15 protein-coding genes and 1 tRNA gene are annotated in these 18,072 nt (G+C 71.6%); 8 read left to right on the forward strand and 8 right to left on the reverse strand.

Annotated elements, in window-relative coordinates:
* Positions 1–48: 48 nt before the first annotated feature.
* Positions 49–1,338, reverse strand: coding sequence for an ATP-binding protein (locus ACGFML_RS28790; protein WP_393548516.1), 1,290 nt, complete (start codon positions 1,336–1,338; stop codon positions 49–51).
* Positions 1,339–2,086: 748 nt separating this feature from the next.
* Between ACGFML_RS28790 and ACGFML_RS28795 the strand changes: the two genes are divergently transcribed.
* From ACGFML_RS28795 to ACGFML_RS28805, 3 genes are all read left to right on the forward strand, one after another.
* Positions 2,087–2,884 carry a hypothetical protein gene (locus ACGFML_RS28795; protein ID WP_393548517.1) on the forward strand — a complete coding sequence of 266 codons (798 nt, stop codon included), beginning with the start codon at positions 2,087–2,089 and terminating at the stop codon, positions 2,882–2,884.
* Positions 2,885–3,008: 124 nt separating this feature from the next.
* Complete coding sequence (locus ACGFML_RS28800) at positions 3,009–3,695, forward strand: class F sortase (RefSeq protein ID WP_393548518.1); 687 nt, start codon at positions 3,009–3,011, stop codon at positions 3,693–3,695.
* A gap of 482 nt (positions 3,696–4,177) precedes the next feature.
* Positions 4,178–4,807: a GntR family transcriptional regulator gene (locus ACGFML_RS28805; RefSeq protein WP_393548519.1), complete on the forward strand. Its 630-nt coding sequence runs from the start codon at positions 4,178–4,180 to the stop codon at positions 4,805–4,807.
* Here the strand turns inward: ACGFML_RS28805 and ACGFML_RS28810 are convergent.
* Positions 4,801–6,252, reverse strand: coding sequence for an amidase (locus ACGFML_RS28810; RefSeq protein ID WP_393548520.1), 1,452 nt, complete (start codon positions 6,250–6,252; stop codon positions 4,801–4,803). The genes ACGFML_RS28805 and ACGFML_RS28810 overlap by 7 nt on opposite strands.
* Positions 6,253–6,353: 101 nt before the next feature.
* On the opposite strand from ACGFML_RS28810, the gene ACGFML_RS28815 reads away from it, so the two are divergent.
* Entirely contained in the window at positions 6,354–7,031 is a 678-nt protein-coding gene (locus ACGFML_RS28815) for a TetR/AcrR family transcriptional regulator (RefSeq protein WP_393548521.1), read from the forward strand.
* A 61-nt stretch (positions 7,032–7,092) separates the two neighbouring features.
* On the opposite strand, the gene ACGFML_RS28820 is transcribed toward ACGFML_RS28815, so the two are convergent.
* The 3 genes from ACGFML_RS28820 to ACGFML_RS28830 form a co-directional block, all read right to left on the reverse strand.
* The gene (locus ACGFML_RS28820; protein ID WP_393548522.1) at positions 7,093–7,887 is read right to left on the reverse strand and encodes a carbon-nitrogen hydrolase family protein; all 795 of its coding nucleotides are present in this window, start codon (positions 7,885–7,887) and stop codon (positions 7,093–7,095) included.
* Between the two features lie 252 nt (positions 7,888–8,139).
* Entirely contained in the window at positions 8,140–9,741 is a 1,602-nt protein-coding gene (gene dacB / locus ACGFML_RS28825; RefSeq protein ID WP_393548523.1) for a D-alanyl-D-alanine carboxypeptidase/D-alanyl-D-alanine-endopeptidase, read from the reverse strand.
* Positions 9,742–9,874: 133 nt separating this feature from the next.
* Complete coding sequence (locus tag ACGFML_RS28830) at positions 9,875–10,879, reverse strand: YdcF family protein (protein ID WP_393548524.1); 1,005 nt, start codon at positions 10,877–10,879, stop codon at positions 9,875–9,877.
* Between the two features lie 171 nt (positions 10,880–11,050).
* On the opposite strand from ACGFML_RS28830, the gene ACGFML_RS28835 reads away from it, so the two are divergent.
* Positions 11,051–11,461 carry a hypothetical protein gene (locus ACGFML_RS28835; protein WP_393548525.1) on the forward strand — a complete coding sequence of 137 codons (411 nt, stop codon included), beginning with the start codon at positions 11,051–11,053 and terminating at the stop codon, positions 11,459–11,461.
* A 41-nt stretch (positions 11,462–11,502) separates the two neighbouring features.
* Here the strand turns inward: ACGFML_RS28835 and ACGFML_RS28840 are convergent, their stop codons facing one another.
* Positions 11,503–12,873 carry a tetratricopeptide repeat protein gene (locus tag ACGFML_RS28840; protein ID WP_393548526.1) on the reverse strand — a complete coding sequence of 457 codons (1,371 nt, stop codon included), beginning with the start codon at positions 12,871–12,873 and terminating at the stop codon, positions 11,503–11,505.
* Positions 12,874–13,152: 279 nt separating this feature from the next.
* Here ACGFML_RS28840 and ACGFML_RS28845 point away from each other — a divergent pair, with 279 nt between their 5' ends.
* Positions 13,153–13,488, forward strand: coding sequence for a hypothetical protein (locus ACGFML_RS28845; protein ID WP_393548527.1), 336 nt, complete (start codon positions 13,153–13,155; stop codon positions 13,486–13,488).
* 200 nt (positions 13,489–13,688) lie between these two features.
* Here ACGFML_RS28845 and ACGFML_RS28850 read toward each other — a convergent pair.
* Positions 13,689–13,764, reverse strand: a tRNA-Trp gene (locus ACGFML_RS28850).
* Between the two features lie 118 nt (positions 13,765–13,882).
* Positions 13,883–15,385, reverse strand: a complete 1,503-nt coding sequence (locus tag ACGFML_RS28855; protein ID WP_393548528.1) for an alpha/beta hydrolase — start codon at positions 15,383–15,385, stop codon at positions 13,883–13,885.
* 187 nt (positions 15,386–15,572) lie between these two features.
* On the opposite strand from ACGFML_RS28855, the gene ACGFML_RS28860 reads away from it, so the two are divergent.
* Positions 15,573–17,612, forward strand: a complete 2,040-nt coding sequence (locus tag ACGFML_RS28860; protein ID WP_393548529.1) for a serine/threonine-protein kinase — start codon at positions 15,573–15,575, stop codon at positions 17,610–17,612.
* Positions 17,613–17,836: 224 nt separating this feature from the next.
* Positions 17,837–18,052, forward strand: coding sequence for a hypothetical protein (locus tag ACGFML_RS28865; RefSeq protein WP_393548530.1), 216 nt, complete (start codon positions 17,837–17,839; stop codon positions 18,050–18,052).
* Positions 18,053–18,072: the final 20 nt, after the last annotated feature.

Genomic DNA, 18,072 nt, shown 5'->3' on the forward strand with positions numbered 1-18,072 from the left:
GTCCCTCGCACGTCCCCGCACTCGGCACCGCGCCCCGCCGCCACCCCGTCAGCAGCGTGCGTGAGCGGTGATGTCCGCGTCGAATTCGTCGATCATCGCCGGTGTGACGGTCGGCCGGCACTGGGCGATGGCGGCCAGATAGTCCTCGGTGCTCGCCCCCGGCCGCCCCTGGGCGCCGGCCCCCAGGCCGATCGACTCCAGGTCCCGCTCGAACGAGGCCTGGGCGGCCACGCGAGCGGCGTGCTCGATGTCTGCCGGGGTGAACAGCTCGCTGGCCGCGACCAGTGCCGTCACATCGACGTCGGACCGGCCGTCCGTGTAGCGGGACCAGATCGCCGAGCGAGCGGCCTTGTCGGGCGTTCCGATCGGGATCAGGTAGTCGAAGCGGCCGGGACGGAGGAAGGCCGGGTCGAGTGAGCGGATGGAGTTGGTCGCGCAGACCAGCAGGCGTTCGTCCCGCTCCCGGAACCCGGGTATGAGCTTGAGGAGTTCATTGGTCACCCCGTGCAGCCCGCCCTGCTGGGCCGACTCGCCGCGCACCGGTGCGATCTCCTCGACCTCATCGATGAAGACGAGCACCCGCTCCAGCTCCGCGATGCGGGCGAACGCGCTGCGCAGCGCTGCCGCCAGATTGCCCTCGTCGGCGAGCCGGGACGGCAGGAGCTCGACGAAGGGCCAGCCGAGCTTGGCGGCGATACCTCGGGCGAACGTGGTCTTCCCCGTCCCCGGCGGACCGAAGAGGGCGATGGCACGAGGCGGTCGCACCCCGTGTCGGGCGGCCCGCTCGGGCTCTGCCAGCGGCAGTACGACACGCCGTTCGATCAGGTCTTTCTCCGCCTGCATGCCGGCCACCTTGGCCCACAGGTCGGCGGGCAGGAAGCGGCCGCCGAGGTCTTCCAGGAGGCTGGCGGCGGGACCGTGGTGCGGTTCCACCTTCTCGAAGTAGGCCACCGCGGGCTGCCGCGTATAGCCCGCATTGAGCAGCCCCTCGCCCAGGAGGTCTTCCTCGGGGAGCACGTACGCGATACGGCTCACCCGCGCGGCGACCAGCCGCCGCTCCAGCTCCACCAGCAGCGCACTCGCCAGCCCCCGGCCACGCCAGGCCGACGAGATCGCGATCCGCATCACCCAGCCCCGCTCACCCGCGACGCAGGCGAGCGCCGCGCCGATGGGCACCCCCTGGTGGACGGCGACCACGGCAGGCTGCCGGGAGCTCAGCGCGCTGATGCACTCGGCGAGCGAGAAGACCGATTCCTGCCCGAGTTCGGCCGTGGAGTCGATCAGGTGGACCACGGCAGCGAGATCGTTCTCGCGGTAGTCGTGGATGAGCCAGTTCACCGGTACCGCCCCTCGTTGGTGATGTTGCAGCGAGGCTAGGGGCGGCCGGGAGGTGGGTCCCGCTCCACCGTGCACAAACCGAGGCGGCGACCGCGACGTTCCGTACGTAGCCAGACTCGTCCCTGCCGGGCCGTCCGCGCCGGCCGGGACGGAGAGCCCCACCGGCCGGGACGGAGAGCCGCGCCGGCCGGGACGGACAGCCGTGCCGGCTGTGTGTGGAGAGGTGCGCTTCCCGGCGGTCGGTCCGGGTGTCCAAGGCGGGGTTCTTTCAAGTCGCCTTCTGTGTCACGGAATTGGCGATGGGGAGTCATGGCCTGGTCGACCGACTCGGGCTCTCTCCCGTCGAGTTGGGAATGCGGAGATGCGTTTCCCGATTCCGCGTCGCGCAGGGCGCGGCGCCCTTCCGACCCCGTCCGGCCCCCCACTCCGGACGGAATCGCCGCTCCCGCACCCTTCCCGGCGCCCCGTTTCGTCACGCATTGTGACGAATCCCCTTCCCTCGTGCCTCATGTCCGCCATCCGGGGCGTCCGCTACACCTTCGCGACCGCGACACGACGGAGGGGCGCGCCATCCAACGGGTGAATATAGGGGCCTGAGCCACCCGAAAAGCGGACGTTGTACCCCGAATGCGGCGTTCTCCGGTGGTGCCGAGCCGAGTTCTGGCTGACGTTGATCACGTCGCCGTTGCGTCCCGTGAGCCGATGACGAGTCGGCCTTCGCGATAGCGATGTGAAAGGACATGTCTCCATGCGCACTGCTCGCACTCTGTTCGCCTCGGCCGCTGTTACCGCGGTCCTGGCCATCACTACTCCCGCTGCCCAGGCCATCACTGTGGTCGGCGACGACGGCGGCTACGGCCGCGGACACGACCACGGCAGGGACCACGACAAGGGCCGTGACCACGGCCGCGACCACGACAAGGGCCGTGACCACGGCCGTGACAACGGCCGCGACGGCCAGAAGCCGTCCGGCGGTATGCGCACCGGTGGCGGCGCCCTGACGAACGACTGGGGCGACGACGACTTCGGCCTGGGTGGCCACGGCCACGGAAGGGACCACGACAAGGGGCGTGACCACGGCCACGGCCACGGCCGCGACCACGGCCGTGACCACGGCAGCGACGGTCAGAAGCCGTCCGGCGGCGTCCGCACCGGTGGCGGCGCCATGGCCAAGGTCGTCAACGAGGACTGGGGTGGCGGCGACGGCGGTGGGTACGGCGGTGGCGGTGGCCGTGACCACGGCCGTGACCACGGCCGCGACGGTGGCCGCGACCACGGCCGCGACGGTGGCCGGGACCACGGCCGCGACGGCGGGCGTGACCACGGCCGCGACGGTGGTGGCTGGGGCCACGGCCGCGACCACGACCACGGCCGCGACAACGGCCGCGACGGTCAGAAGCCGTCCGGTGGCGTCCACACCGGTGGTGGCGGTATGGCCCTCTCCGGCAGCAGCCTGGCCGCCGGCTCGGTGCTGATGCTCGGTGGCCTCGGCGCCGGGGTGTATGTGCTCCGTCGTCGGAACGCTTCGGGGACCCCCGCGGCCTGACCCGGCTGCGCCCCACAGTTCGCTGTGCTGTCGCGGCCACCGTCGCAGATGGACGGTGGTCGCGACGACGCGATTCCGCGGCCCGCCCACCCCGCCGACGCCCGTTCAAGAAAGGCAGCGCCCCATGGCCGACCAGCAGCCGTTCCAGTCGAACCCACCCCGGACCGCTCCCGGGTCCGGCCTCCTCAGCCGTCGGCTGATGTGGCCCGCCGGGGCGTTCCTCCTGGGAACCCTGCTCGTCTACAACTCCATAGACACGCCCGCCGACCCGAAGGCGCAGCAACCCCGCCCCGCGGGGGTGGCCACGGCCACACCGGGTTCCGCTCACCGAGCCGTCCCGACGCTGGCGCGCTCCATACCGAAGCGGATCTCGATCCCCGAGATCGCCGTCGACGCGCCCTTCACCGCACTGACGATCGGCCCCAAGGGGCAGCTCAACGCACCGCCGGCCAACGACAAGAACATGGTCGGTTGGTTCCAGGGCGGGGCGACACCCGGCGAGCGCGGTGCGTCGATCGTCGCGGGCCATGTCGACACCAAGACCGGCCCCGCCGTGTTCATGCTGCTCGGCTCGCTCAAGAAGGGCAGCAAGATCGACATCACGCGGACGGACGGCAGGGTCGCGTCGTTCAAGGTCGACTCCGTCGAGACGTTCAGCAAATCGCAGTTCCCCAACGACCAGGTCTACGCCGACACCGCGGACGCGCAGCTGCGCGTGATCACCTGTGGTGGCGCGTACAACAAGGCCGCCAAGGACTACGAGGCCAACGTGGTGGTGTTCGCCCACCTCGACTCGACGTCCCGTAAGTGAGTCGACCGCGGAAGCCGAAGCCGGCCCCGGAAGGGGCCGGCCTTCGGGGGCGGCACCGTGCCCCCGGCGCCGGTCCGCCCTGATTCCGACGGCATCGGGATCGCCGGCGCGGCAACGGGAATCTCCCGCGGTCGGCGATCCCCGGGCAGCGATCCCCGATCCCCGGTCAGCGGTCCGTCGTCAGCGGCCGGTGGTCGGAGGCGAGGGCCGCCTACGCTGAAGTCACGCCTGTGCAAGGGTTGTTGGTGGCCCAAGTGATCGCCTTCTCGTTCCGCTCCTTGGGTGGGCGCGTGGTGGATCCGCTCGCGCGTCTGCGGCAGGTGCCTGTCGTACGGCTGCCTCACCTGCCGTGATAACTTCTGTATGCACCTGCATACACATCGTATGCAGCATTCGCCCCCGGGCAGCGCGCCCCGAAGCGCACGGCGAAGTGCGACGGGGGATCGGTGGGGAGAGCGGTGGGGATCGCCATGGGGAAAACGATGCAGTCAGGGCGGGAGAAGGCATACGCCTACCTCAAGGAGACCGTCCTGACGGATCCGGAGATGCGGGACTGTTTTCTCTCCGAACAGGACCTCGCCGACCGCATCGGCATCTCGCGCACCCCGATCCGCGAGGCCCTGCTCCTGCTCGCGGCGGAGGACCTGGTACGCCTGGTTCCCAAGCGTGGCGCGCACATCGCTCCCTTGTCGGGAAGGGAGATCGGCGAGCTGATGGAAATGCGCGGCCTGATCGAGCGGTTCGCCGCCGAACGCGCCATCGCGCAGGGCGCCGTCCCGGTGTCGGAGATGGCCGGCATCCTCACCCAGCAGGAAGCGCTACGGGGCGAGGACACCACCAAGGAGTTCCTCGCCGCCGACCACCGATTTCACGCCGCCCTTGTCGCCGCCGCCGGCAACACCTTGATGACCCGTCAGTACGACGCGCTGCGCAGCCGTCAGGACCGGGCCGGCGTCATCGCGCCCTACCGCTCGGGCAGTCGACAGGACCAGGCGCTCGCCGAGCACCGGCAGATCCTCGACTGTCTGGTGGCCGGGGACGCCGCGGCGGCCTGTGCGGCGATCGACAGCCATCTCCAGGCCACCCGGCGCATTCTGCTGGCTGCCTACTGACCTGGCGTGTGCCCGCTCGCCTCCGCCGACCGGTGCGGGCGCGGGTCGAGCGGGGTGAGGACGCCGAGGCGGTCCTCGATCCGCTGCGCCGCGTCCAGGCACAGGTCCTCGCGGTACATCCCCGCCACGACCTGGACGCCCTGCGGCAGTCCGGCCGCGAGCCCGGTGGGCACGGCCACGGCCGGTACTCCCACATATGTCGTCGCGGTCGGCAGTCGCATCGGCAGCATCATCGCGTCGCGCTCCTCCGGGGTCCGCGGCACCACAGGCTCCGGGATCGGCTGTGTGGACACCGGCCCGAGCAGCAGGGGGCAGCGCTCGAAGAAGCGGGCCCAGGCGCGCTGGACGCCGAGGCGCACACCCGTCTGCCGGAGGTATTCCTCCAGGTCGACGGCCGGGTGACGCTGTGTGTCCAACTCGATGTGGCGGGCGCTCTCGTCGGTGAGCAGCCGCCTGAGTACGGGCCAGGCCAGGGAGAACTCGGTCCGCAGCAGTGCGCCGTAGCCGTCGAGGGCGTCCTGCAGTCGCGGGACCTCGACCTCCTCGACCGGATGCCCGGCGTCCTCCAGGGCGGCGGCCGCCGCCTCGATCGCCGCCCGCACATCCGGGTGGACGTCACCCCGGCCGCCGGGGTCGGTCACCACGCCGACCCGCACCGGAGTGTCGGGCTGCGGCCCGTAGAGCGGCGCCGGAACCGCCCGCGGATCCTGCGGGTCCGCCCCCGCCAGCACCTCGTACGCCGCCCGCAGGTCCGCCACCGACCGGGCCAACGGTCCGTCCACCGGGAAGAGTTGATGCCCCAGCACCGGCTCCTGGTCGTTCATCCGGTGGTCGGCGGGGAACCGCCCGTAACTCGGCTTCAGCCCCGCGACGCCGTTGAATGTGGCCGGGTTGCGCAGCGACCCGCCGGAGTCGTTGCCCAGGCCCAGCGCCGCCATGCCGGTTGCCACCGCGACCGCGTCGCCGCCGCTGGTGCCGCCGGGAGTGCGCTGCGGGTCCCACGGGTTGACGGTGTCCCCGAACAGCTGGCTGACCGTGTGCACTCCGGCGATCGCCAGGTCGGGCATGTTGGTGCGTCCGACCGGTATCGCCCCGGCCGCGCGGAGCCGCCGCACCGGGGGTGCGTCCTCCTGCGCCACCCAGTCGCGGAAGTACGGCACGCCGTGCGTGGTCGCCGAACCGGCGACGTGGATGTTCTCCTTCACCGTGAACGGCACCCCGGCCAACGGGCCCAGCCGCTCGCCGGCGGCCCGGCGCCGGTCGGTCTCCCGCGCCGCCTGCCGCGCACTGTCCTCCAGCAGCCGGGTCACCGCGTTCACCCGCGGGTTCACCTCGGCGATCCGCTCCAGGTGTGCCTCCACGGCCTCCGCCGCGGATACCTCTCCGGAAGCCACCAGCTCGGCCAGCTTCGACGCCTCCAGCGCCCACACTTCGGTAGTCCCCATCGGACCTTCCCTTCGTTCCTTCGTTCCGACAAGGAAGATACAGACCTGTATCTGAATACAGAAGTGAATATTTTGGCCGGGGTGCGTCGTAGGATGCCGCCGTGACACCCGAACGCAAGCGCCTGACCCGCGAAGAGAGTCGACAGCAGACCCGCGACCGCCTACTGGCCGCCGCCGCCGAGCTGTTCACCGAACGCGGTGTCAACGGCACCTCCGTCGAGCAGATCGCCGAGCGCGCCGGTTACTCCCGCGGCGCCTTCTACGGGAACTTCGAGGACAAGAACGCCCTCGTCGCCGAGCTGCTCCAGCACCGCACCCGCCGCGAGCTGGAGGAGGTCCGCGCGCTCACCCAGGAGGCCGTCTCGTTCGCCGAAGCGCTGGACAATCTGCGGGCCTGGAACCGCGACCGCGCCCGGCACCTGCCCGAATGGCTCGCCCTGCGCATGGAGCTCGTCCTGTACGCGCTGCGGAACGAGGAGTTGCGTCCGCTGCTCGCCGAACGCGAACTCCTCGCCCGTGACGCCCACGCCGCCGGCCTGGAGCAGGCGTTCGCCGCCCGCGGCGTCGGGTCGCCCGCAGATCCCGCGTTCCTCGCCCTGATCGTCCACGCCCTGGAGGACGGCCTGCTCATCCAGCGCCTGCTGACGCCCGGCGGCATCGCGGACGACGTCGTCGTCGACGCCTTCGACCTGCTCCTGCGCTCCTGGACCGCCCTCGCGCAGCATCCGGCGCCGGGTGGCGACGGCCAGGACCTGACGCCACCCCGAAAGGGCCGGTAGCCGGGCCCCGGCCGTGCCGCACACCACGCACCCACGAGGCGGCCATGGGTGCGGAGCCCCGTCAGAGGCGCCGGTTGTCCAGCACGGCGACCGTACGGCGCACCCGCTCGGCCTCCTCGGGATCCACCTCTGCGGTGAGCAGACCCGGTTCCGCGCCCAACTGGGCGCGCACGGTGCCGTCCGGCCCGATCAGAGCGCTGTGCCCCACTCCCGTCGGTGCCTTGGTCGGTGCCTCCGGGTCGGCCTGCGGATCCGGGGCCGCCGCTCCCACAGCAGCCAGCCAGACGGTCGCGTCCACGGCGCGAGCGCGCACCAGAAGATCCCACTGCGCACGCTTGCCGGGGCCGGCGCCCCAGGAGGCGGGCAGCACACAAGCCACCGCACCCGCGTCCGCATGCGCCCGGAACAACTCAGGGAACCGCAGGTCGTAGCAGGTGGCGAGGCCGAAGCGGACGCCGTCGACGTCGATCGTCACCACGCGCGAACCCGCAGCGACGGTGTCCGATTCCCGGAACCCGAACGCGTCGTACAGGTGGATCTTGTCGTACGACGTCTCCACGTCGGGTCCCGTGGCCAGCAGCGTATTGGCCACTCGCTCCTCGGACGCCGGGGTGAACATCCCCGCGATCACCGTCACCCCCGTCTCCCGGGCCACCGTCCGCACGCCTTCGGCCCACGGCCCGTCCAGCGGCTCGGCCACCGGCCCCAACGGCACTCCGAACCGCACCATGGTCGCCTCGGGGAACACCGCGAGCCGTGCCCCCTCCCGTGCCGCGCGGCGCACCTGATCCTGTACCGCCGAGAGGTTCTCCTTCGGATCCGTCGAAGCCGTCATCTGGCAGAGCGCGATACGCATGCAGTTCCTCTTCCTCTTCCGCTTCTTGCCGCTCGTGACCCGGTCGCCGTGTGCCGGATCCGGCCCCGCCGACCGGGGTGTCCGGCCGCCCCTCCGGTACTTCCAGTGTGGCGGATACGGTCGGGGCCGCCGGGCACCAGGGCGCAACGCCCACGCCCCGCGTTCCGGGCTCCATGCTGCGCGCGTCTCGTCCGCGATCCGCACCGGGCCGCTTCCCGGGCGCGGATACCCGCCACCCGCGCGCACTCGCCCCTACCGGGCGGCGCTCTGCTGAAGGTACGCGGCGACGTCGGCCACATCGTCGGCCACGTCCAGCAGACCCTTGATGTCGGCGTGCGCTGTCGAGGCCCCGTTCACCCCGGCGAAGAACACGGCGAAGTGCCCCTTGCGCGTCTCCAGATAGCCGGCTGTGGTCTCGCCGCTCACCGCCAGGCGATCGTTGAGCGCGTCACCGCCGGCCATCGTCCCCGTCTTGGCGAAGACCTTGCCCCGTGAGGGGCAGCCGCGGCAGGAATCCGCCAACGTACCGTCGACGCCCAGGATCGGCAGGGACCTGCGGAAGCGTTCGGCCTGGGGCGTGTGCTGCCAGTACGTCAGCATCTGCGCCAGGGCCCGCGGCGTCGCCCGGTCGACCGGATTGCCGCCCCGGCCGTCGGCGAGCTGCACGGCCTCGCGGTCCACCTTCGCGGTGTCGAGGAACGAGGCGAGCACGGGGAAGCCGTCCGCGCAGTCGGATCTGCCCGAGTCCGCGGCCATCAAGCAGACGGCGAGGTTCGCCCCGAGGTTGTGACTCACCTTGAGGATGAGCTCCGCGTACTGGGCGTAGGTGGGGGAGGTGTACCGGCTCACCGTGGGGGCGCCCTGATAGGACTCCGGCAGCCGGCCCGCGGGGTTGGGACCGGTGGCGTCCGCGCGGACCTCGACCCCGGCCCGTTGCAGCGCCTCGATCAGCGCGGTCCGGCCGAAGGCGTTGGGGTCCTGGATGCCGGCCGTCCGCAGCACGGGGGCGGAGCCGGCGGCGATGGTGCCGGTCAGCCTGATGCGGGTGCCGTCGGGGGAGGCGCTGACGTCGACGTTCGCGGTCCTGCCCGCGGCCACGGTACGGAGGGACGACGTGACCTGGTACGGCGCGACCTTCGGGCGCCAGTCGAGGCGGGCGGGCGCGCCCGCCTCGGCGCCGGGGGAGACCAGAAGATCGATGAGATTGTCGTTGATGATCAGCGGTGTGGGTGTCGGGTCGAGCGTGAGGTCGGGGTGGAACAGCCGAGGATCGACGACCACGTCACCGTTGACCCGTGTGATTCCCGCGTCCCGCACCTGCCGGGCCAACCGGTCGATACCGGCCAGCGGGTTCTGTGGGGTGAGCGTGGCGCCCGGGACGTCGTTGGCATAGGTGTGGTCGAGGTTGGTGAACGCGACCGTGCCGTCCTTGCGTGTCCGGCCGCCCATGGTCAGATCGCCCTGCGCCACCAGGTCCAGGTCGCCGTCGAGGGTCGGGCCCCGGCGCTGCCCGACGGCATGGATCGGTGTGACGAAGCGGTGATCGCCGCCGAGGGTGTGCCATGCGCCGCTGACGCTGAAGAGTTTGGCCGACGATCCGGGGATGAAGAACTGGTCGGGGTAACCGGACTGCGTCACCTCGCCGGTGTCGAGGTCCTTCCGGAACAGCCCCCACTGCGCATGACGGTATTCCGGCTTCCGCATGATCGACGCGATGTGCGGATCGAGGTCACTTCCGGACGGCGACGGCGTGGCCTGCACGAGGCCGATGACGGCGGCGCCGACGGCCAGCAGCAGCCCCAGGGATCCGACGACTCGGCGCCGGACCCTCCGCCGTGTGACGGACGATGGCATGCGCACTCCCGCCGTAGTGCCGTTCTGTCGTATATATGCCGTTGCGTACGGCAGTCAGAACGTACTGCTCGCCACCACCGCACACACGCGGCACGGCGCCCGGGTCCCCCGTTCGCCGTCGGCCCCGCGGGCCTCACCGGATCCACCAGATGAGGGCGCCCCCCAGCACCAGCAGCAGGCAGATGCCGAGGTTGACCACCTTGTGCTCGAGGAAGACCGCGGCGAATTCGCGGATCGTGGCGCTGGGCCAGAAGTAGGCGGCGGTGGGGGACCCCACGACCTGACCGTGGACACCGGCCTTGCGCGCCATGAGGGCGGCGCGGAAGGCGTGGTAGTTGTTGGTGACCACGACACAGCGGTAGTCCGGCTTCGCGTCCTCCATGATCTTCCTGCTGTACCGCAGATTCTCCTCGGTGGTGCGGGAGCGGTCCTCCCGCGCGATCCGGTCCGCGGGAAACCCGCGCTCGATGAGGTAGTTGGCCATCGCGTGGGACTCCGGCAGTTCCTCGTCCGGCCCCTGCCCGCCGGAAGTCAGCAGGACGGGCGTACTGCCGCGCGCGGTGAGCCGCTCGTGCACGGACCGCCCGCGCTCCAGCCGACTGGCCAGCAGTGGCGGGACTGTGGACCCGCCGACGAGCCCGGAGCCCAGGACGACCACGTAGTCGGCGTTCCGGCGAACCCGCAGGCGCCCGTAGAGGAAGGCGTAACCGACGAAGCAGAGGAAGAGGAAGGAGACGTAGCCGACCAGCGCGACGGCGGTGACTGCCACCACGATCAGGGTGCGCGAGTGCAGTACGAAGGCCGTGACCAGCAACGCGATGACGGCGAGGATGCCGAGGCCGGCCGTCAGGGACAGCAGGTTGGCGGGCCGCCGGCCCTCCTTGCGCACCATCTTGACGCCGTTGACGATGAGGAAACACGCCAGGACCACGATCCCCAACGCCGGCAGTACGAGCAGCGCCGCGATCGCGAGCTTCCCCACCAGGGATTCGGCCCGGCCCAGCTTGACGACGAGGGCGAGCAGCGCGAATGTGACGGCGAAGCCCAGGTGGACGGCGTTGCCGAACCGGCGACGGTCGCGCAGCACGCCGACGCCGAAGAAGAAGGAGAAGAGGACCGCAGGAGCGAAGGCCAACATGCGCACATCGTATGCACTTCGACGGGCGCGGATCTCGGCGACGGCGGCTGCGGAACCGACCGGCGCTTGCGCGGCCGAGCCGTGGTCGCGGTCTCTTGCGAACACCGTTCGCCTATCTTGGGTGCGCCCTACCCGTTGTGGCCCGTCGGGCATCGAGAAGGAGACACATCCGTGGCAGTGGAAACGCACTGGGACCGGTGGCCGATGGTGGTCGTGACCGCCCACGGGGAGACCGCGCACACGGTCCGCGAAGCGATCATCAAGATGTTGCGCACGGCCCTGGCACGGGGACAGAACTTCTCGGCCGTCGTCGACATGTCGCAGCTCGCCCCCAGGGACCCCGCCCGGCGCGACGGCCTCGTGGCCGAACAGGCCCGCGCCGTCAGGGAGTTACGGGCCGACCTGGCCCGAGACTGCCGCGGGCTCGCCTTCGTCGTGCCGTCGGCGGGGCCTGCGGACACCGGGCCTGGTGACGCCGGCGACCGGTTCTGGGGGTGTCCCGTGACCACGGTCGGCGAGGCCGAGGCCGCAACGCACTGGGCGTACGAACGTCTCACCGCCGGCCAGGAGGGCGACGGCTGAGACGGTCCGTCTCGGGCCCTCCGCCGCGCGGCGCATCGCGCTCACCACGACGCCTGCGCCACCGCCCGCTCGCGGGCGAGCGCGGCCCGCTCCGGCGCACCGAGCTGTTCCTCGAGCCGGGCCTGGGCCGACCAGTTGTACGGGCAGACCGGGCGCAGTTGGATGCGTTCGCTCAGCAGGGTCCGTGCCAGCTCGGCACGGCCGGCGCGCAGGGCCGCCTCGACGAGGGTGCGCTGAACGGCGTCCCGCTGGGCGTGACTGCCGCCGAAGTCGTTGAGGCGGTGACGCAACGGCAGCAGCAGGTCGGTGGCACGGCCGTACTCGCCCTGTCCGTAGGCGATCAGCGCCCGGCTGACCGGCAGGCCGATCTCGGCGGTCATGGCATGGTTGGACACCCCGGCCGCCGCCCCGGCCACCCAGTCCTGCCGGTCCCGCACCAGGCGCTCGGCCTGGGCGATGCGGCCTGCGCCCACATACGCCATGACGGCGTGCACGTCGTTGAAGGCGTAGTGGGCAACGTCGGCACGGCTCTCCCAGGCGTCGGCGAGCCGGGCCCACCGTTCGCTCTGGTCCTCCCGGGCCAGATACAGCCGCCACAGCAGGGCGGCGGCATCCAGCAGTTGCATCGCCGCCGCCGGGGTGGCGTCGTGGTGGATGGCGGAGTCGTAGATCTCGACCACGCGGGCGGTGTCGCCCCGCTCCAGCGCGTACAGGGCGTAGTGCCACCAGGTGTGGACGGTGAGCAGAGTGCCCGCCGACCAGTCCTTGGTGCGGGCGTCGAGAAAGCGGATGCCGTCCGTGAAGCGGCCCCGCATCTCGTAGGTGTGCGCGACACCGTGGATTCCCCAGACGTCGTGCGGGTGCTGTGCCAGGGCGGCCAGGCCCGTTTCCTCGGCGCGTTCGTAGTGCCCGGATTCCTCCAGGCCGAAGGCGTACATGCCCAGCAGCGGCCCGTGGTGCCGATCGTCCGCGTCCCAGGCGCCCAGCGCTCCGCCGATGCGGTCGCGCAGCCGCTGGGCATCCCCGGTGAGAAAGTCGTGCTGATGTCCGGCGAAGAGCGCCAGCACATCGCGGGGGTAGGCGACGCTGAGCTCCCCGAGGATGCGGCCGGCGCCGTGGATGTCGCCGTTCAGCCAGGCCGTCGCGGCCGCGAGGTGCATCCGTTCGCGCCGTGTCAGGGTCGCCTCGTCGAGACCGGAGAGGAACCCCGTGAAGGCCGAACGCGCGGCTGTCGCGTCCTTTTCCTCCGTGCCCAGCACCCCCAGATACGCGGCCATGGCCTGCCCCATCGCCGACCGGGGCGAGGAGGCCAGCACCGACCGTGTGCTGTCCACGACCTCGGGCCGGAAGAACAGCAGGTCGTCCAGGGCCTGTTCGTAGTGCACAAGGGCCTCGTCGCCGGTGTCGCTCATACGATGCCCGTGACGGTCCGCTGTCATGTGGTGCTCCCGGAAGGCGTCGGAACGGGCGGGCGACCGACGGAGGACCACGAGAACGTCGCCACCCGTACTCGGTCGCCGCCCCTTGCCCGGCCCATCCTGGCTGCTCGGCGGTGTCGGGGAAAGAGCGACTCGTACGAGGAAACACGGAATTCTGATGTCCGCGTCCGCACCCGGCCCCGTGGCGGACGACGGCGCCGGCCGGGCGACCGTCCCGGCCTCAGGGGGCCTTGCGCCACGTAGTGTGCCGACATGAGGAAGCACCATCAGCCCCGCCGCCTTACGGTCGGAGACACGTCCTGGCTGTGGTCGGTGCGCCACCGGCACCCCGACTGCCGGGAGGTTCTCAGCCTCCACCGTGAGGGCGCCGGGGCCACCCTGCGCCTCGTCTTCAGTGACGCGGTGCCAGGGCGGTACCTGTGGGACTCGGGCGGGATCGGGAACACTGCCGGCCATCTCAACCTCCACGAGCCGGGCGTCGTCCGCGGATTCCTCGACGAGGCGGCGGAGCGCGGCCTGCTGCCCTCGGCCCGGGGCGAGATCGAGATCGACGGCTGGCCGCTCTTCGATGCCGTGCTCCGCCGCTGAGTCCTTCCCCTGGCCGATGCCCTTTGGCCACTGAGAGTCGGTGTGGCCACTGAGAGTCGGTGTCCTCCGCCGTCGCGCGAGGTCCCTGCCGGCGGCAGGGACACGGCCCCCGTCGTCGGCGGACGGCCCGTCCCCATGCGTGGGGAGCGGTGGCGACGGTCGGACGACCGGTGCGGTCGTCCGCCGCGCATCGTCAAACATGGCAGGGGTGGCAGGAGTCGAACCTGCGGCATCCGGTTTTGGAGACCGGCGCTCTGGCCTCTGAGCTACACCCCTTCGGCCAGATCACCTTCGCACGGCAGGTCACCGGGGGGCCACCGATATTTTCCGGCTCACTCGTCCAGGGCCTGTCGTTTGGATCACGTCGGGCTCGGCCCGATCCAAACGACAGACCCTAGCTGTCGGCGCAGTACGTATCCCGGTTCGGCCGCCGGCCCGTCGTGAGGAAACCGGTGACCGCGCGGTCGCCGCAGGCGTTGCCGTTGGCCAGGTAGACGCCGTGGCCACCGTGCTCGACGGTGACGAGGCGGGCCCGGTCGCCGAACGCCGCGCGCATCTTCAGGGCCCCGGAGTAGGGCGTGGAGGGATCGCGGAGGCCCTGGACCATCAGGATGTTGGCGGGACCGTCGGCGGTGATCCGGGTAGGGCCGTCGGCCGGGGCGTCCTTCCAGAAGGCGCAGGGCGTGACGTTCGCCGGCATCCCGGCCGTGAGCGGGTGCCGGACACGGTCGGCGGTCACCGCGCGCCGATATGCGGGGAGCGAAGCCGGCCAGGGGACGTCGTTGCAGATCGTGGCTATCGTGACGGCCGCGTCCGGGCCGGAGAGCGGCTGGGCGAGGGCCTCGGGCAGGGCGGGCTTTCCGCCCGGGGCCCTCGCTGCCTGGATGAGCCCGGCCAGCTGAGCGAAGGAACCGTCGCTGTAGAGGGCCATCTGGAGGGCCTGGCGCAGCCGGTTGCCGTTGAGCGGAACGCCCGGCGTGGTGGATTCCCTCGGCATGCGGTCCAGCTTCGCCGCCAACCGCAGGAACAACGGTCGCACCTCCCGGGGGTGTTCGGCCAGCCGCAGCCCCGCATCTGCCCGCTCCGGGTCGGCGGCCCAGGCCGCGAAGTCGGGGAACCGGTCGTCCGCGCCCTTCGCCATGTTCGCCAGCCAGCCCCGCTCGACTCGCTTCGGGTCGGGGTCCCCGCTGCTGTCCAGCACCCAGCGGTCGGTGTGCTGCGGATACTTCTGGGCGTAGACGGCACCCACGTAGGTGCCGTACGAGACGCCCCAGGCCGACAGCTTCCGCTCGCCCAGGGCCCGCCGCAGACGGTCGATGTCGCGTACCTCGTTGGCCGTGGAGAGGCTCTTGAGTACGGGGCCGCCATGACGGCGGCAGGCGTCGGCGATCCGTCGGGACCTGATGACGTTCTCCGTGATGTCGCCGTCCGGCCCGGGCCAGGACCGCAGGCCCACCAGACGCCGGTCGGCCGCGCGCAGTCGGCAGCTCGTCGTCGTACTGCCGCCCACCCCGCGGGGGTCGAAGCTCACGAGGTCGTAGGCGCCCGCCGTCTCCTTGTGCAGCATCTTTCCCTTGCGCGCCAGCTGATCCACCCCGGATCCGCCGGGCCCGCCGGGAATGAGCAGCAGCGTGCCGCGCCGGGCGGCCGGTCGCTCGCTGCGTAGCCGGGAGACGGCAAGCGTGAGCTGCGGTCCGTTGGGGGTGCGGTAGTCGAGCGGTACGCGCAGATCGGCGCACTCCTGGCCGGCCGGACCGCCGGGCGGGGCGCACGCCCGCCATGCCAGGCCGGGTGCGGCTGCTTCGGCCCGGGTCGTGGGCACGGTGGCGGTCGCTGTCGTGGCGACAGCAGCCGTGGCGAGGACGAGGAGCAGTGCACGGTGGGGAGAAGTGGTCATGGGGCAAGGGTCGTTGAGGGAGGAGGGCCGGCCCATCCGGCTGGCATGAGGTCCGTGGTGGGGGCAGCCCCAGGGTGCTGCCCGGAGTCGGTCAGGAGTCCACGTGCCCTGGCCGGCTTCCTCTGCTCCCCGTCCCGTGCCACTGTGTGACCGGTACCGCGGCTGCGGGCCAGGGGGAGGGCGTGGCATGACCGGTACGGGGATAAGGCCGCTCGGCGACGACCCGCAGCAGATCGGTGGCTACCGACTGCTGGGACGACTCGGTGTCGGCGGGATGGGACGGATCTACCTCGCGCGGTCCACGGCGGACGGGTCGCTCGCCGCGGTCAAGACGCTGCTCGCAGAGGGCGTGGTCACCGAAGCCGACCGCCGGCGGTTCACCCGCGAGGTGAAGCTGGCCCGGCGGGTCGACAGCGCCTACACGGCTCGGGTGCTCGATGCGGACCCGAAGGCCGAGCGGCCCTGGATGGCCATCGAGTACATCCCGGCGCCCCCGCTGTCCGATCTGGTCCGCCGGGCGGGCAGGCTGCCCGGGGCGGCGGTGCGCTGGATCGCCGCGGGCACGGCGAAAGCCCTGGTGGCGCTGCACGACGTGGACATCGTCCACCGGGACGTCAAGCCCCAGAACATCCTGTTACCCCTGGCCGGGCCCCGCCTCATCGACTTCGGTATTTCGCACGCCAACGACATCACCCGTACGTCACTGACGCTGGGCACCATCGCCTTCACCTCACCGGAGCAGGCGCGCGCGGAACCGTCCACCACCGCGTCCGACGTGTACTCCCTCGGCGCGACGCTCTTCCACCTCGCCGTCGGCCGTCCGCCCTACCCCGAAACCGACGACACGATCCGGCTGCTGACGCTCGTACAGCGTGGCGCACTCGACCTGACGGGACTGCCCGCGGAGCTGGCCCCGCTGATTCGCCCGTGCCTCTCCTCCGAACCGGACCTGCGCCCCGAACCCGCCGACGTGCTGGGGCAGTTCCTGGCCGAACTCGACCGCACACCCGCATCGCAGCGCGGTGAACACTGGCTGCCGCCGCGCTGGACCGCGCTGATCGAGGAGTACGAGGAACAAGGGCGGGCGCTGCTCGCGGACGACGCGCCCACCATCGACGCCCGGACACGGCAAGTGCCCCCGCCGAAGCGCACCCGCGTCGCCACCGAGGAGCGGGCCGCCCACCGGAAGAAGGAGCAGCAGCGGGCCCGTGCCGAGGGGGACCGCAGGGCGGCGGAGAATCGCCGAAAGGCCGAGGCACGGGAGCGGAAGGCGGCCGCGGAGAAGACCGAGAAAGAGCGTCGGGAGCGCGAGGAGCGAAAGCGGCGCGATCGCGCCGAACGGGCCCGCAAGGAACAGGATCCGAAGGCCAAGTCCTCCACGCCTTCCACGCCTTCCACGTCCTCCACGCCCTCCACGCCCTCCACGTCCTCGTCCGACGGCGGTGTCTGGGTTCTGCTCGTGCTCGTCGCCGTGGTGCTCTTCGTCTGGCGGCCGTGGGACGAGGCGGACACCACCGGCTCGACGAGCGGTGCCACGAGCTCTTCGACGAGCGCGGGGACGTACACGAGCGGCGGGACGGGAACCGCGCCGACGACCGATACGTACACGAGCGGGGGGACGGGCGCGTCGTCCACCAGCGGTTCGTCCACGGGTGGTTCCTCGACGAGCGGTTCGTCGACGAGCGGCTCCTCGACGAGCGGCGCGACCGTGGCCGCGCCGACGACCGCCGCGTCCCGCACCCTCAGCCCGGTCGACGAGGCCTTCGCGGCCGTGCGCAGCGGCGACTGCCTCGACGCGTACCAGGACGGTTACGGCAGTTGGAGCCGTACGACACCGGTGGAGGTGGGGTGCGGCGCGGCCAACGCGTATCTGCGGGTGGACTCGGTGGCCACGTCGGGAACGTGCCCATCCGGTGGGGGACGCGGCGGCTGGTGGCATGCGGCCGCGGACTTCTCGTCCACCAATCTGTGCGTGGAGCGGCAGTTCCGCAACGGACAGTGCTTCCTGGCCAAATCCTCCGGCGGCCGCCCCGGCGGTGCGAACCTGCTCACACTGTGGAACTGCAGCGCGACCCGGGTGCCACGGGAGTTCAGTTATGTCATGCAGATCACGGCCGTGCTGCCGGCCTCGTCGGGAACGCGCGCCTGCCCGAGCGAACCGGGACGCTACAGCTATTCGTGGAACGTCTACGACGGCGGCACCATGATCTGCGCCAAGGTCGCCTGAGCCCGCCCGCACCGCCGGCCCCACGCTCCTCCGCTGTCTCCGCTCCCTCCACGCTCCGGTCTCTCCACTCCCTCCGCTCCGCCCCTCCAACGCGCCGGCGGCGGCCGGGGGAGCGGCCCTGTGACGCCGGGACGGGGAGAGGGAGGGGCAACCTTCCGCGGGGCCGCCCGGTCCAACAGACACCGACCTTCGAGCCGGTTGTCCCTGGACGGAAGAGACTTCCCATGACGCGCCGCCGCGCACTCCGGGCCGCCACCGCGGCCCTCGCCCTCGCGCCCCTGATCGTGGCGCCGACCGCGCAGGCGACCGGCACGCCCGTCCCGACGCGGGGCCGCCATCCTGTGGCTTCCTGCCAGGACGTGCCCGACATGGGGGCCGTCACCATCGAACTGCTGGGGCTGCCCGGCAACTCGGTTGACTGGCGCGTCAGTCGATCTTGATATGCTGCCGCCCCGTTCCC

This window comes from Streptomyces sp. NPDC048650, from assembly GCF_043199095.1.
In the GTDB taxonomy this organism is placed as follows: Bacteria; Actinomycetota; Actinomycetes; order Streptomycetales; family Streptomycetaceae; genus Streptomyces.